At 72.3% G+C, this 13,877-nt stretch carries 14 protein-coding genes; 7 read left to right on the forward strand and 7 right to left on the reverse strand.

All coding sequences use genetic code 11. From position 1 onward, the window contains the following. Nucleotides 1–96: 96 nt before the first annotated feature. The 5 genes from ABZU76_RS11945 to ABZU76_RS11965 all read right to left on the reverse strand — a co-directional run bounded on the left by ABZU76_RS11945 (nucleotide 97) and on the right by ABZU76_RS11965 (nucleotide 3,823). A complete protein-coding gene (locus tag ABZU76_RS11945; RefSeq protein ID WP_354867820.1) occupies nucleotides 97–1,503 on the reverse strand; it encodes an MFS transporter in 1,407 nt (468 codons plus the stop codon). 93 nt (nucleotides 1,504–1,596) lie between these two features. Continuing rightward, entirely contained in the window at nucleotides 1,597–2,385 is a 789-nt protein-coding gene (locus tag ABZU76_RS11950) for a trypsin-like peptidase domain-containing protein (RefSeq protein WP_354867822.1), read from the reverse strand. A 127-nt stretch (nucleotides 2,386–2,512) separates the two neighbouring features. Then, the gene (locus ABZU76_RS11955; protein WP_354867825.1) at nucleotides 2,513–2,770 is read right to left on the reverse strand and encodes a hypothetical protein; all 258 of its coding nucleotides are present in this window, start codon (nucleotides 2,768–2,770) and stop codon (nucleotides 2,513–2,515) included. Next, a complete protein-coding gene (locus ABZU76_RS11960; protein ID WP_354867827.1) occupies nucleotides 2,767–2,898 on the reverse strand; it encodes a hypothetical protein in 132 nt (43 codons plus the stop codon). Before ABZU76_RS11960 ends, ABZU76_RS11955 begins: the two co-directional genes overlap by 4 nt. Before the next feature lie 115 nt (nucleotides 2,899–3,013). After that, nucleotides 3,014–3,823, reverse strand: a complete 810-nt coding sequence (locus ABZU76_RS11965) for an alpha/beta hydrolase (RefSeq protein ID WP_354867829.1) — start codon at nucleotides 3,821–3,823, stop codon at nucleotides 3,014–3,016. Nucleotides 3,824–3,932: 109 nt separating this feature from the next. Here ABZU76_RS11965 and ABZU76_RS11970 point away from each other — a divergent pair, with 109 nt between their 5' ends. The 4 genes from ABZU76_RS11970 to ABZU76_RS11985 all read left to right on the forward strand — a co-directional run bounded on the left by ABZU76_RS11970 (nucleotide 3,933) and on the right by ABZU76_RS11985 (nucleotide 8,383). After that, nucleotides 3,933–4,613, forward strand: a complete 681-nt coding sequence (locus ABZU76_RS11970) for a GntR family transcriptional regulator (RefSeq protein ID WP_354867832.1) — start codon at nucleotides 3,933–3,935, stop codon at nucleotides 4,611–4,613. A 77-nt stretch (nucleotides 4,614–4,690) separates the two neighbouring features. Beyond that, nucleotides 4,691–6,109 (forward strand): aldehyde dehydrogenase family protein, encoded by a 1,419-nt coding sequence (locus tag ABZU76_RS11975; RefSeq protein ID WP_354867834.1) that lies wholly within the window; start codon nucleotides 4,691–4,693, stop codon nucleotides 6,107–6,109. A 34-nt stretch (nucleotides 6,110–6,143) separates the two neighbouring features. Further along, complete coding sequence (locus tag ABZU76_RS11980; RefSeq protein WP_354867836.1) at nucleotides 6,144–7,232, forward strand: Zn-dependent alcohol dehydrogenase; 1,089 nt, start codon at nucleotides 6,144–6,146, stop codon at nucleotides 7,230–7,232. Beyond that, complete coding sequence (locus ABZU76_RS11985; protein WP_354867839.1) at nucleotides 7,232–8,383, forward strand: acyl-CoA dehydrogenase family protein; 1,152 nt, start codon at nucleotides 7,232–7,234, stop codon at nucleotides 8,381–8,383. The genes ABZU76_RS11980 and ABZU76_RS11985 overlap by 1 nt, the downstream gene beginning before the upstream one ends. A gap of 22 nt (nucleotides 8,384–8,405) precedes the next feature. Here the strand turns inward: ABZU76_RS11985 and ABZU76_RS11990 are convergent, their stop codons facing one another. Then, nucleotides 8,406–10,724, reverse strand: a complete 2,319-nt coding sequence (locus ABZU76_RS11990; RefSeq protein WP_354867842.1) for a transketolase C-terminal domain-containing protein — start codon at nucleotides 10,722–10,724, stop codon at nucleotides 8,406–8,408. 142 nt (nucleotides 10,725–10,866) lie between these two features. Here ABZU76_RS11990 and ABZU76_RS11995 point away from each other — a divergent pair, with 142 nt between their 5' ends. Beyond that, nucleotides 10,867–11,349, forward strand: coding sequence for an Lrp/AsnC family transcriptional regulator (locus ABZU76_RS11995; RefSeq protein ID WP_220241846.1), 483 nt, complete (start codon nucleotides 10,867–10,869; stop codon nucleotides 11,347–11,349). Nucleotides 11,350–11,371: 22 nt separating this feature from the next. Then, the gene (locus ABZU76_RS12000; protein WP_354867845.1) at nucleotides 11,372–12,487 is read left to right on the forward strand and encodes an acyl-CoA dehydrogenase family protein; all 1,116 of its coding nucleotides are present in this window, start codon (nucleotides 11,372–11,374) and stop codon (nucleotides 12,485–12,487) included. 7 nt (nucleotides 12,488–12,494) lie between these two features. Here ABZU76_RS12000 and ABZU76_RS12005 read toward each other — a convergent pair whose 3' ends face one another. Next, the gene (locus tag ABZU76_RS12005) at nucleotides 12,495–12,791 is read right to left on the reverse strand and encodes a DUF3040 domain-containing protein (RefSeq protein WP_354867848.1); all 297 of its coding nucleotides are present in this window, start codon (nucleotides 12,789–12,791) and stop codon (nucleotides 12,495–12,497) included. Between the two features lie 220 nt (nucleotides 12,792–13,011). On the opposite strand from ABZU76_RS12005, the gene ABZU76_RS12010 reads away from it, so the two are divergent. Further along, the gene (locus tag ABZU76_RS12010; protein WP_354867849.1) at nucleotides 13,012–13,872 is read left to right on the forward strand and encodes an LLM class F420-dependent oxidoreductase; all 861 of its coding nucleotides are present in this window, start codon (nucleotides 13,012–13,014) and stop codon (nucleotides 13,870–13,872) included. Nucleotides 13,873–13,877 lie beyond the last annotated feature (5 nt).

The following is a 13,877-nucleotide window of genomic DNA, read 5'->3' on the forward strand; positions in this document are numbered from 1 at the left end:
CGGACACCGGCGGTGCAGAGCCGCATCCTGTTCCGACGCGCGGACACCGGCGATTGCCCGAGCCGATCTTGTGCCGCAGCTTGAACTCACTCCAGGTCAAGTTCGCGTGGCGAGTGTGGGCTCCGATGCGCTTTCGGGTACGTGGTCCGTGCGTCGGCGGGTGGCGATCGCGAGGCCCGCCAAGGACGTGGCGACGCCGGTGCCGAGGATCAGCAGCCAGCCGCGCCGGAAGGCTGCGAGGTCCTGTGTGTCGGCGTAGATCGCGACGAGCACGGCGGTGCCGAGCACCGTGCCGATCTGGCGGCTGGTGTTGATCATCGACGACCCTGCGCCCCAGCGGGCGGCGGGCAGGACCGTGGCGACGATGCCGGAGACGCTCGGCATGGTGAGGCCCACGCCGGCGCCGGTCAGGAGCTGTCCGGGCAGCATCGCCGTCAGGTAGGCCGGTTCGGATCCCATGCGCAGCAGCCACACCGTCACGCCGAGCGCCATGGCCAGGCCGCCGGCCGCGATCACCGGCCCGGGGCCCGTGCGGTGCGCGAGGCGGCCCGCGAGTTGCGACATCGGCACGACCACGAGCGGGCCGGGCGCCAGCGACAAGCCCGCCACGAGGATCGAGTCGTGCCACTGCGACGTCAGGAACAGCACGTTGCCGAACAGCATCGCGCCGAAGCCCGCCGAGTACACGGCGACCGCGAGGCACGCCAGCCACAGCGTCGGCACGCGCAGCGCCGGCAGGTCGAGAACCGGCACGGCGTGGCGCGCGGAGCGCCACGGGACCCACGCCAGCGCCACCGCGGCGACGGCGAACGCGATCAGCACGGCCGGCGAACCCCAGCCGCGGTCGGGCGCCTCGACCAGGGCGTACGCGAGCGCCCCGACGCCGACGAGCAGGCCGAGCGCGCCGAGGAAGTCGGGCACTCCGGTGGTGCCGTCGCGAGTTTCGCGCAGCACCCGCGGGCCGAACACGAGCGTGAGCACTCCGATCGGCAGGTTCACCAGGAACACCCAGCGCCAAGACGCTTCCACCAGCAGGCCGCCGACCGGCGGGCCGAGCGCCGCGGCCACCGCGCCGATCGACGCCCACACCCCGACCGCCATCGAGCGGCGGTGGGGTGGGAACGCGGTGAGCAGCAGGGCCAGCGCGGTCGGCATCACCAGCGCCGCGCCCACCGCCTGCAGCGCACGGAACGCCACGAGCAGCTCGATCGACGTCGCCGCCGCGCACGCGGCCGAGGCCAGCGTGAACACCGCGACGCCCAGCAGGAACAGCCGCCGGCGGCCGTAGCGGTCGGCCAGCCGGCCCGCCGGGGCGAGGAAGGCGGCGAAGAGCACGGTGTAGCCGTTGAGCACCCACGACGTCGTCGCGAGGTCGGCGCCGGTGAAGGCCGTGCGGATGGCCGGGAACGCGACCGTGACGATGAACAGGTCGAGGCTCGCCAGGAATGTCGCGGCCGAGACCACGAGCAGGACCGCGCCGGGACGGACCGGGGCTGGGGACATGGACGGGCTCCCGTCGAGCTCGGTTGGCAAAGGCAACCTAGCTGGCGGGAGTCGGTCCTCACAAGAGACTGTGCTGGTTGTTACCCGCCGGACTCAGCCGGCGACGGAGTCGTAGAGCCGCTGGATGTCGTCGTCGAAGTACGCGCTGTAGGACACGTCCGGGGTGTCGCCGCCCTGCTCGTAGCCGCCGATCACGCCGACCACCGTGCCGAGCCCGGTCGCGGGGTCGGCCGCCGTGACCCACGGGCCGCCGCTGGTGCCGTCGGGGAAGCCGGGGCATTCCACGCGCTGCTGGTAGGTGTCGGACTGCGTCGTGGTGTTCGCGCAGACGACCGGGGCGTCGGCCGTGTCCGGATAGCCGGTGAGCGTGATGGGGTTCGTGAAGCCCCGGTCGACGCCGAGCTGGTTCGCTCCGGTCAGGCTTTCCAGCGACGCGGCGGTGCCCGGCTGGTCGACGGTGAGGAACGCGAAGTCGAGGTCCTGGTCGGCCGAGGCCGTCCAGCCCGCCGGCACGGCCGCGGCGGTCACCGTCCAGCTGCCGTAGGGGGCGACGCCGTCGTGGTAACCGGGCTCGAACGTCAGGCCCTCGGTGCCGCCGCCGAGGCAGTGCGCGGCGGTGAGGACGAGGTCGCCGGCGGCGCTGTGGACCACGCTGGCGGAGCAGAAGTGCTTGCCCCCGGAGAGCAACGCGCCGACCGCGTCGGTGGCCGCGGTCGCAGGTGCAGGCGCCGGCGACGAGGGCACCGCCGCACTCGCGACGGTGTCGTCGCCGAGCAGCCCGCCGGAGTCCGCGACCGAGGCGGACACCGCCGCGCCGCCCGTCAGCACCAGCACCGCGGCGGCGGACACCGCCAGCGCCGCCCGGGAAACGTTGATCACCACCCGTTCAGGTCAGCACGCTTTCAGGCGCAAAGCACGCCGAGCGCCCGGATGCACAGCAACCTCACAGTGGCGCCGAACGGTGGTGCCGGCCCGGGGGATCCCGCCGCCGGGATCCCCCTGGTCCGGCTCAGAAGCGCGTCACCAGCAGGATCACGCCCGCTTCGCCGCCGCAGTCGACCAGGACCGGCCCGACCCCCGAGCCGATCTGGTCCGACACGCGGGCGGTGGCCCGGTAGTGCGCCGGGTTCGGGTCGACGACGTGGATGTCGACGAGCGCCGGGTGGTCCGGCAGCCCGCCCAGCACGGACTTCAGCCCGGTACCGCCACCGCAGTTCCCGGTGATCGAGACTTCCTGGCCCCGCGCGGTGGCCGGGTTGGGGCTCACGTGCACGGTGGCCCGCGCGCCCTCCGCGACTGGTCGCCGCTGGCCGACGCGGTGGTGATCCCGATCGTGCCCGCCGCCGCCAGCGTCACGGCCACGGCCGCCACCAGCACTGCTTTCCTGTTCCCCACGGCGTTCTCCCTCCTCGGGTGTCCACTTCGGACACCAGTCGGACGGCCCCACGGCGTGGGACCTGCCGGGCCAGACGCCCGGGGGTGACGGCGGAGGTTCTCCGTATGGTCCGGATCACCGAAGATCGTCGAGGAACGCGGTGAGTACGGCCTCGTACGCCTCCGGGGTCTCGTCCTGCGGGGTGTGGCCGGCGCCGGGCAGCACCTGCACTTCGCCGCGCCACAACCGGGGCGAGGTGATGGTGCGCAGGTACTCGCGGTTCACCAGCTGCTCCTCAGCGCCGTGCAGGATCGCCACCGGCACGCGGGAACCGGCGACGATCGCGCGCTCGTCGGCGTTCTCGACGCTCTGCAGGCTGCGGCCGAGCGCCGCGCGCGCCTCGGGGTCGGTGGCGAGGATGTGGGCGACCGCCGCGTCGACCCGCAGGGGCGAGCCGAGCGCGAGCTGGGCGCGGGCGTACGCCGTCGCGTCCTCTCGGGACACTTCGCCGGTGAACCCGGTGGCCACGGCCGGGTTCGGCAGGAACGCCGTGACGAGGTCGGCCGGCGACGCGACCGGCGGCGTGCCGTGCACGACGATCCCGCGCACGCCGGGCAGCCGCGTCGAGGCCGAGAGGGCGATGTGCCCGCCGAGGCTCCAGCCGACGAGCACGGCGTCGCCGGCGCCCGCCGCTTCGGCGAAGTCCGCGACCACGCGGGCGTAACCGGGGATCGAGTAGGTGGCCGGGTCCTGGGCGCGCGCGGACTCGCCGTGGCCCGGCAGGTCGAGCGCGAGTACGCGGAACCGCCGTCCGAAGGGGCCGTCGAGCACTCGCGCCCACGCCGCCGAGGACGAGGAGTTGCCGTGCACGAACACCACGGCGGGGCCGGAACCGGGGCTGGTGCGGTAGGCGATCCGCTGCCCGCCCGCGTCGAGGGTTTCCATGCGGCGAACGCTAGGCCGGGTGGCGTCCGCGCGGTAGCGGCCGCACGGCGGATCGTCCGGCGCTACGATGGCGTGAATCGTCGCCGGAGCCCCGCAGGGTGGTCGTTTCGTGGCAGAAGCCGGACAGACGCGGCAGCCCGGGGAGCGCCTGAGCCCGCGAGTGGCCAAGCAGGTTCGCGACCTCATCATGAGCGGCGCAGTCCGCGGCGGCGAACGGCTGCGCACCGAGCACCTCGCCGAACAGCTCGGTGTGAGCGCCACTCCGGTGCGCGAAGCGCTGATGTCGCTCACCGGCGAGGGCATGGTCGACTTCCGGCCCGGCCGAGGCTTCAGCGTCGTGCCGGTGACGCGCCAGGACGTGACCGACCTCTACGACACGCAGGCCTACCTCTCCGGCGAGCTCGCGGCCCGCGCGGCGGGGCGGCTCACCGCCGCGGACCTCGCCGGCCTGGCCGAGCTGCAGGACGAGCTGGAACGCGCCGTGGCCGCCGGAGATCTCGACGCCACCGAACGCGCCGACTTCGAGCTGCACCGCCGCGTGAACCACGCCGCGGCCGCGCCGAAGCTCACCTGGATGCTGTCGCTGACGCTGCGGTACGTGCCGTTCACCGCCTACGCCGAAATCCCCGGCTGGCCGCTCGCCGCGCGTGACGGCCACGAGCCGATCCTCGCCGCGCTGCGCGAAGGGGCCACCGCGCCGGCGCGCGCCGCGATGAGCGCGCACATCCGGCTCGCCGGCGATCTGCTCGTCGACTTCCTCGCTGCGCAGGGCGTGCTGGCGGGCGAGTGACGAATCCGCACTGGGCACACCGCCGGAGTTTTCTATAGAATCCGCCGCGAAGGCGGTTCCCGGTCGAAGGAGACTCGGTGCAAGAGCGCAACGTGCTGTACATCGGCGGCGAGTGGGTCCCGGCGGCGGGAGCCGCCACGATCGCCGTCGAGAACCCGGCCACCGAACAGGTGCAGGCGCAGATCCCGGAAGGCTCGGCCGACGACGTCGACCGAGCGGTGCGGGCGGCGCGTGAGGCTTTCCCGGCGTGGTCGGCCACCACGCGGGCCGAGCGCGCGGAGCTGCTGCGCAAGCTCCACGAAGGACTCGCCAAGCGCGCCGAGGAAATCGGCGAGACGATCGCGCGCGACGTCGGCACGCCGCTGCGCATCGCCACGCGCATCCAGGCCGCGCTGCCGCAGACCGACGTGCAGACGTACGTGGACCTGCTCGGCGAAGACGCGCCGGAGGAGAAGGTCGGCAACTCGCTGATCGTGCGCGAGGCCGCGGGGGTCGTCGCGGCGATCACGCCGTGGAACTACCCGCTGCACCAGATCACCTGCAAGATCGCGCCCGCGCTGGCGGCAGGCTGCACCGTGGTCGTCAAGCCCAGCGAGGTCGCGCCGCTGGGCGCCTACCAGCTGTTCGACGCGATCCACGAGGCCGGCTTCCCGGCCGGCGTGGTCAACCTGGTCACCGGCTTCGGCCCGGTGGTCGGCGAGGCGCTCGCGACGCACCCGGAGGTCGACGTCGTGTCGTTCACCGGTTCCGTGCGCGCCGGCACGCGCGTGGCCGAGGTCGCCGCGCGCTCGGTCAAGCGCGTGACGCTGGAGCTGGGTGGCAAGTCCGCCAACGTGATCCTCGACGACGCCGACCTGGCCACGGCCGTAAAGGTGGGTGTCTCCAACGCTTTCCTCAACGCCGGCCAGACCTGCACCGCGTGGACGCGCATGCTCGTGCCGCGCGAGAAGCACGAGGAAGCCGTTGCGCTGGCGAAGAAGTTCGCCGAGGGCTTCACCCCCGGCGACCCGCTGGACGCGAAGACGAAGCTCGGCCCGCTGGTGTCGGCCGCGCAACGCGAGCGCGTGCGGGAGTTCATCGCGAAGGGCGTCTCCGAAGGCGCGACGCTGGTGACCGGCGGCGCCGAGACCCCCGAAGGGCTCGACACCGGCTACTTCGTGCGGCCGACCGTGTTCGCAGGCGTGGACCCGGACTCGACGATCGCGCAGGAGGAGATCTTCGGCCCCGTGCTGTCGATCATCCCGTTCGACGACGAGGAAGACGCGCTGCGGATCGCCAACAACTCGAAGTACGGCCTGCACGGCGCGGTGTGGTCCGGGGACCAGGACCGCGCGCTGGCGTTCGCGCGCCGCGTGCGCACGGGCCAGATCGACGTGAACGGCGGCGCCTACAACCCGCTGGCGCCTTTCGGCGGCTACAAGGCCTCCGGCGTCGGCCGGGAGATGGGCCGGCCCGCGCTCGACGAGTTCACCGAGATCAAGTCCATCCAGCTCTGAACCAGTTCTCAGGCGCGACGAAGGAGAAGACACCGTGGTCAAAGCCGTGGTCGTGCGCGAGCCGGGTGCCGTGCCCGAGGTCCGCGACATCGTGCTGCCGCCCGTCGGACCGGCCGACGTGCGGGTGCGGATCGCCGCCGCCGGCGTCTGCCACTCCGACCTCTCGATGGTCGACGGCACGCTGAAACCGCAGTACCCGTTCGTGCCCGGGCACGAAGCTTCGGGCATCGTCGCCGAGACCGGCGCGCAGGTCACGCACGTGAAGCCCGGCGACCGCGTCGTGCTCAACTGGGCCGCGGCGTGCCGCGAATGCTGGTTCTGCCAGGCCGGGGAACCGTGGCTGTGCTCCACGATCGAAGGCATCACGACCTTGCCGCGTGGCGAGATCGACGGCGAGCCTCTCAACGTCGTGCTCGGCGTCGGCGGCTTCGCCGAGGAGACGGTGCTGCCCGGCAAGTCCGTGGTGCCGCTGCCCGACGGGGTGCCGCTCGACCTGGCGGCGCTGATGGGCTGCGCGGTGCTCACGGGCGTCGGCGCCGTGCGCAACACCGCGAAGGTCCGCAGCGGACAGTCGGTGCTCGTGATCGGCCTCGGCGGGATCGGGCTGTGCGCGGTGCTGGGCGCGAAGCTCGCCGGCGCGTCGCCGATCATCGCCGTGGACGTCTCGCCGGAGAAGGAAGAGCTGGCCCGCGCGGCGGGCGCGACGCACTTCCTGCTGAGCGAGGAGAAGCTCGCCAAGCAGGTGCGGGGCCTCACCGAGGGCCGCGGTGCCGACCACGCCTTCGAGTGCGTGGGCGCGGCCGCGACGATCCGCACGGCGTGGAGCTCGGTGCGCCGCGGCGGGCACTGCACGGTGGTCGGCGTCGGGCGGCGTGACCAGGAGGTGGTCTTCAACCCGTTGGAGATCTTCCACTTCGCGCGCACGCTCACCAGCACCGTCTACGGGGCGTCCGACCCGGACCGCGACATCCCGGTGCTCGCCGAAGAGGTGCGCGCCGGTGAGCTGAACCTGGAAAGCCTGGTGACGCACCGCATCTCTCTCGACGAGGTGCCCGAGGCGTTCGACCGGATGCGCGCGGGCCAGGGCGCCCGCTCGCTGATCCGGATCGCGGCGGAGGACTGATGGGGGAGCTCGACACCGAGGAACAGGCCATTGTGGACACGGTGGCCGAGTTCGTCGACCGCGACGTCCGCCCGGTGGCGCGCGACCTCGAGCACTCGGACACCTACCCCGAGGCGCTGATCGAGCGCATGAAGGAGCTCGGCGTCTTCGGACTGGCCATCCCGGAGCCCTACGGCGAGGTCAAGGTGTCCACGCCGTGCTACGCGCTCGTCACCGCGGAGCTCGCGCGTGGCTGGATGAGCCTCGCGGGCGCGATGGGCGGCCACACCGTCGTCGCGAAGCTGCTGCTCATGTACGGCACGGAAGAGCAGAAGCAGAAGTACCTGCCGCGCATGGCGACCGGTGAGCTGCGGGCCGCGATGGCGCTCACCGAGCCGGGTGGCGGCTCCGACCTGCAGGCGATGCGCACGCGCGCCCGCCGGGTCGACGACGGGTACGTGGTCGACGGCACCAAGACGTGGATCACCAACGCGCGCCGCGCCGGCCTGGTCGCGTTGCTGTGCAAGACGGATCCCGAGGCCGAGCCCAAACACCGGGGCATCAGCGTGCTGCTGATGGAGAAGGTGCCCGGCTTCGAGGTCTCGCGCGACCTGGGCAAGCTCGGGTACAAGGGCGTGGAGACCTGTGAACTGTCCTTTTCGGACTGCCGCGTGCCCGCCTCGGCGTTGCTGGGCGGGGAAGAGGGCCGCGGCTTCGCGCAGATGATGCGCGGCCTGGAGATCGGCCGGATCCAGGTCGCCTCGCGCGCGCTCGGTGTGGGCCGGGCCGCGTTCGACGACGCGTTCCGCTACGCGCAGGAACGCGAATCGTTCGGCAAGCCGATCTGGAAGCACCAGGCGGTGGGCAACCACCTCGCCGGCATGGCGACGAAGCTGACGGCCGCGCGCCAGCTCATCCTGCACGCCGCGCGCCAGTACGACTCCGGCGCGCGCTCCGACCTCGAGGCCGGCATGGCGAAGCTGTTCTGCTCCGAGGCCGCGATGGAGGTGGCGCTCGACGCCATCCGCGTGCACGGCGCCTACGGCTATTCCACCGAGTTCGACGTGGAGCGCTACTTCCGCGACGCCCCGCTGATGATCGTCGGCGAGGGCACCAACGAGATCCAGCAGGACGTGATCGTGCGCCAGCTCATCGCCCGCGGTGGTCTCTGACCGACCGCGGGCGATCGGCGCGTCAGTCCGCGACGTCCAGCGCGGCGCGGATGATGTTGTCGGTGTCGATGCCGTGGTGGCGGTACACGCTCTCCAGGTCGCCCGACTGCCCGAACCGCGTCACGCCCAGGTGCGCCGCCCGCACGCGGTGCACGTTGGCCAGGAACGCGAGCGTGTGCGGGTGCCCGTCGAGCACCGTCACCATCGGCGCGGAGCGCTCGGACGGCAGCGCCGAGTCGAGGATCCACGTGTCGGCGGTGTCCTGGCCCGAGCGCGCCTGCAGCGCACGGAAGAGCAGGCCCGTGCTCGTCACGCACACGACGTCGGCGTGCTTGCCCAGCGCGTCGAGCCGGTCGGCGGCGGCCAGAGCCTCGGTGACCATCGCGCCCATCGCCACGATCGTCACGTCCGGGCGCGCGACCGCGGCCGTGCGGATCGGGTAGGCACCGGCCACGACCTGGCGGCGGCGGCGTTCACGCGCGGCCGGGTCGGTGGGCACCGCGGCCAGGTTCTGCTCCACGGGCCGGGTCGAGAGCCGCAGGTACGCCGACGTGCCGTCGGGCCGGCCGAGGCGCGCCAGCGAAGCCAGCAGAGTCCACTCGACGTCGATCGCGAACGCGGGCTCGTAGGTGATGCAGCCCGGCTGCTCGAGCCCGACCGACGGCGTGGTCACCGACTGGTGCGCACCGCCTTCCGGCGCCAGCGTGACGCCCGAGGGCGTGCCGACGAGGATCGACTGCCCGCCGCCGTAGATGCCGAACGACCACGGTTCCAGCGCACGCTCCACGAAGGGGTCGTAGAGCACGCCGATCGGCAGCAGCGGCCGGCCCCAGCGTGACCACGTGGTGCCCAGCTCGCCCAGTGCGCTCACTAGGTTCACCTCGGCGATGCCCAGCTCCAGGTGCTGTCCGGTGGGCCGCTCGCGCCAGTGCAGGATGGTCTCGGGGTCGTCGGCGAACCAGTCCACGCGCTCCTGCGGCGACCACACGCCGACCTTGTTGACCCAGCCGCCGAGGTTGGTGCTCGACGAGACGTCGGGGCACAGCGTCACCACGAGCTTCGCGGCTTCGGGTGCTTCCCGCGTCAGGTCGAGCAGCGCGCGGCCGAGCGCCGCCTGCGTGGTCGTGCGGCCCGACGGCGTCCGGCCGATGTCGGTGGGAATGGCCGGAACCTCGTGGGCGACAACGGGTTCGCGGTGCAGCCGGGTCGCTGTTTCGGCGCACAGCCGAGCCGCGGCCGAGCCTTCGGGGAACTTGTGCCACGGGTCGTCGAGCGAGGTGCCGACGCGCTCGGCGAGCTGCCCGAGCTGCTCGGCCGTGAGCAGCGAGGAGTGGTTCTGCGGGTGGCCCTCGCTCGCGAGGCCGAAGCCCTTGACGGTGTAGGCGAAGATCACCGTGGGGCGGCGGTCGTCGATGGCGTCGAACGAATCGAGCAGCGCCGACAGGTCGTGGCCGCCGAGGTTGCGGATCGCCGCGTGCAGCGTCTCGTCGTCGAGCGAATCCAGCAGCGGCGCCAGCTCGGCCGACGCGAGGCGCTCGCGCAGCTGGGCCGGCGTGCAGCGCAGCAGGCGCTGGTACTCGGGGTTGGGCATGTCGTCGATGCGCTGGCGCAGGGCTTCGCCGCCCGGGCGCTCGAACAGCTCCTGCAGCAGGCGGCCGTACTTGACGGTGAGCACCTGCCAGCCCGCCGCGTCGAACATGCCCTGCAGGCGCGTGGCGCCGATGTTGGGCACCACGCGGTCGAGCGACTGGCGGTTGAGGTCGACGATCCACACGACCTCGCCGAGCTCCTGGACGTTCGGGTCGAGGATCGACTCCCAGACCGCGCCCTCGTCGAGCTCCGCGTCGCCGACGAGCGAGTACTGGCGGCCGGTGCCCGCGCCGCCGGTCGTCGACTCGACGTAGCGCCGGGCCAGCGCGCCCCAGATCGGCGCGGTGGCGCCGATGCCGACCGAGCCCGTGGAGTAGTCGACCTGGTCGGGGTCCTTCGAGCGCGACGGGTAGCTCTGTAGGCCGCCGAACTCGCGCAGCGACGTCAGGTACTTCTCGTCGAGGCCGTCGAGCAGGTAGTTGATCGCGTGGAGCAAAGGGGAGGCGTGCGGCTTCACCGACACCCGGTCCTCGGCACGCAGCCGCGCGAACCACAGTGCGGTCATGATCGAGACCATCGACGCGCTGGAGGCCTGGTGGCCGCCGACCTTGAGCCCGGTCGGGTTCGGGCGCACGCGGTTGGCGTGGTCGATGATCGCGGTCGAAAGCCAGAGCACGCGGTCCTGCACCTCGCGCAGGACTTCCGTGTCCGCTGCGGTTCCCGGTGTGCGCTCGGCGGCTGGACTGCTCACGACGACAACGACCTCTCTACGATCTTCTTGGGCGTAACGCGGTCTTCAGTCCAACAGAGCTGGGTATGCTGCACAACCGATGGTCTTTTCAGTGAGCAGAACGCCCAGAATCGCGCCTCAGGCGCCGAGAGGACTGCGCACCATGCCCAGTGGTCAGCGGCTCGATGCCACCGACGCCCGGATCCTGCTCGCGCTCAACCGCAACCCGCGCGCCACCGCGGTCGCGCTGGCCGATGAGCTCGGGCTCTCGCGCAACACCGTGCAAAGCCGCCTCGCGCGGCTGGAACAGGGCGATTCGCTGCGCTCGGTCGAGCACCGGATCGACCCTGCGGCACTCGGCTACCCGCTCACGGCGTTCGTGACCGTGCAGGTCACGCAGCGGCTGCTCGATGAGGTCGGCCGCGCGCTGGCCGCCGTGCCGGAGGTGCTGCAGGTCCGCGGGCTGACCGGGCAGTCCGACCTGCTGGTGCACGTCGTGGCACGGGAGGCCGACGACCTCTACCGCATCGCGGGGCAGATGCTCGAGATCCCCGGCGTGGAGCGCACGCACAACGCGCTCGTGATGCGCGAGATGGTGCCCTACCGGATCACGCCGCTGCTGGAGCGCGCCGTGGCCGGGAAGTGACCCGCGAGGGCACACTGGAGCCGTGAACGATCTTGTCGCGCGGGCGCGGGAGCTGCGGCCCCTGCTCACCGCCGAGGCCGCGCAGGGGGAGACCGACCGCAGGCTCACCGACAAATCCGTGCGCGCACTCGACGACGCCGGCCTGTTCCGGCTCGGCACGCCGGGGCGCTTCGGCGGCCACGAGGCGAGCCTGCGGACGCTCCTCGACATCGGCGCGGAAGCGGGCGAGGCGGACGGCGCGACGTCGTGGGTGCTCACGCTCGTGAACGCGTGCGCGTGGGTGGTGAGTCTCTTCCCGGAGCGAGCGCAGGAGGACGTTTTCGGGGCGGACGCGCAGGCGAAGATCGCGGGCGCGCTCGCGCCGACCGCCCGGGCCGAGCGGGTGCCCGGCGGGTACCGCGTCGGCGGGCGCTGGCCGTACGCGTCGGGGATCGCGCACGCGGGCTGGGCGCTGCTCGGGATTCCCGTGGGGGACAGCGGCGAACCCGCGATGGCGCTCGTGCCGGCGAGCGACTACGGCATCGAGCACACGTGGGCCGTCGCCGGCATGCGCGGCACGGGCAGTGACACCGTGGTCGCGGACGAGCTCTTCGTGCCCGAGCATCGTGTCGTGCGCACGGCCGCGCTTCTGGAACGTGTTTCAGTCTTCGCGCCGTACCTGACCGTGGTGCTGGCGGCGCCGCAACTGGGTCTCGGCCGGGCCGCGCTGCGCCTGGTGCGCGAGGCCGCGTCGGCAAAAGGTGTGACCGGAACCGCCTATGCGCGCCAAGCCGATTCGGCGGTGTTCCAGGTGCGCTTCGCCGAAGCCGCGTTGAAAATCGACACCGCGCACCTGCACTCCGCGCGGGCCGCGGACGACGTCGACGCTGCCCTCTCGAGCGGCGAACCGATGACCGAACTGGCGCGGGCGCGGGTGCACGGGGACATCGGACTGGCCGTGCAGAGCGTTGTCGACGCGATCGGGATCCTCGTGGCGGCGCACGGCACGGGAGGGTTCGCCGACGAGCACCCGTTGCAGCGCATCTGGCGCGATGCGAACTTCGCACTGACCCACGCGATGGCACAGCCGGCGGTGAACCACGAGATCTACGGCAAGGCGCTGCTCGGTGTCCGGCCGAACATCACCGCGATGCTCTGACCCTGCGCTAGGCCTTGGCGTCGTCGGCCGTGTGGTCGCGCTTGCGCATGAGGATCGACCGGTGGATCCAGACGAGCACCGGGATCGTGACGAGGCCCCACAGGAACATGCCGGTGCTGCCGGCCAGCAGCCCGACCACGATCATCAGCACCACCGTGACGTCGGCGAGGATCAAGGTGGTGAGCCACGTGCGTGACCGCACGGGCGGAGCGCCGGCGCTCAGCGCCGCGACGAAGTCAGGGTCGCTCGCGGCCAGCTCTTCTTCGATCTTCCGCAGTGCACTGCGGTCACGATGGGGAAGCATGACCCCCTCCTCAGGACGGATCGGGCCGGGTGATCGCCCCTACCAGTTCAGTCCCCCGGCCCACCCCACGTCAAGCGCCGTTTTTCCAGGAATAATCGCCAAACCGGGCGGGCGGTGCGGTGCTCCGTGGCCCGAGGGCCACCTGCGCACGGTAGAACACTTCCGGCGGCCAGGCGGATTTCGTTGCAAACTGAAACACGTTCTAATACTGTCGAGAGTCGTGAGATACGGCATCGTGCTCTTCACCAGCGACCGCGGGATCACTCCCGCGGCGGCGGCGCAGGCGGCCGAATCGGCCGGGTTCGACACCTTCTACGTCCCTGAGCACACGCACATCCCGGTCAAGCGCACGGCCGCGCACCCGCGCACCGGCGACGCGAGCCTGCCCGACGACCGGTACCTGCGCACGCTCGACCCGTGGGTCTCGCTCGCCACCGCGGCCTCGGTCACCACGCGCATCCGCCTGGCCACGGCGGTCGCGCTCCCGGTGGAGAGCGACCCGATCACGCTCGCCAAGGCGATCGCCACGCTGGACCACCTCTCGGGTGGGAGAGTCACGCTCGGCGTCGGGTTCGGGTGGAACACCGACGAGCTGGCCGACCATGGCGTGCCGGCGGGCAAGCGCCGCACTGTGCTGCGCGAGTACCTCGACGCGATGCGTGCCTTGTGGACCGACGAGGTCGCGAGCCACGACGGCGAGCACGTGGCGTTCGGCCCGAGCTGGGCGTGGCCGAAACCGGTGCAGGAGCGAGTTCCCGTGCTCGTGGGCGCGGCCGGAACCGAGCGCACGTTCCGCTGGATCGCGCGCTCGGCCGACGGCTGGCTCACCACACCGTCCGAAGTGGACGTCGAGGAGAACGTCGGGCTGCTGCGCGAGATCTGGCGCGCCGAGGGTCGCGCCGGCGAGCCGCAGGTGGCCGCGCTCGGCCCGCGGCCCGATCCCGAAGGCCTCGCGCGGCTCGAAGCGGCCGGGGTCACGGAGGTGGTCTTCGGGTTGCCGGACCGCGAGCCGGCCGAGGTCGTGGCCTGGCTCGGGCGGCTCGCGGGTAAACTCGATCACGGAACCCTCATCCGGCCCTGACAAGT

The organism is Amycolatopsis sp. NPDC005232, assembly GCF_040607795.1.
Taxonomy (GTDB): domain Bacteria; phylum Actinomycetota; class Actinomycetes; order Mycobacteriales; family Pseudonocardiaceae; genus Amycolatopsis.

Excerpts from the sequence above, each read along its gene's own strand:
- ABZU76_RS11965 (WP_354867829.1), bottom strand. The coding sequence starts at position 3,823 with ATGGAAACCCTCGACGCGGGCGGGCAGCGGATCGCCTACCGCACCAGC.
- ABZU76_RS11985 (WP_354867839.1), top strand. The coding sequence starts at position 7,232 with ATGGGGGAGCTCGACACCGAGGAACAGGCCATTGTGGACACGGTGGCC.
- ABZU76_RS11945 (WP_354867820.1), bottom strand. The coding sequence starts at position 1,503 with ATGTCCCCAGCCCCGGTCCGTCCCGGCGCGGTCCTGCTCGTGGTCTCG.
- ABZU76_RS11995 (WP_220241846.1), top strand. The coding sequence starts at position 10,867 with ATGCCCAGTGGTCAGCGGCTCGATGCCACCGACGCCCGGATCCTGCTC.
- ABZU76_RS12005 (WP_354867848.1), bottom strand. The coding sequence starts at position 12,791 with ATGCTTCCCCATCGTGACCGCAGTGCACTGCGGAAGATCGAAGAAGAG.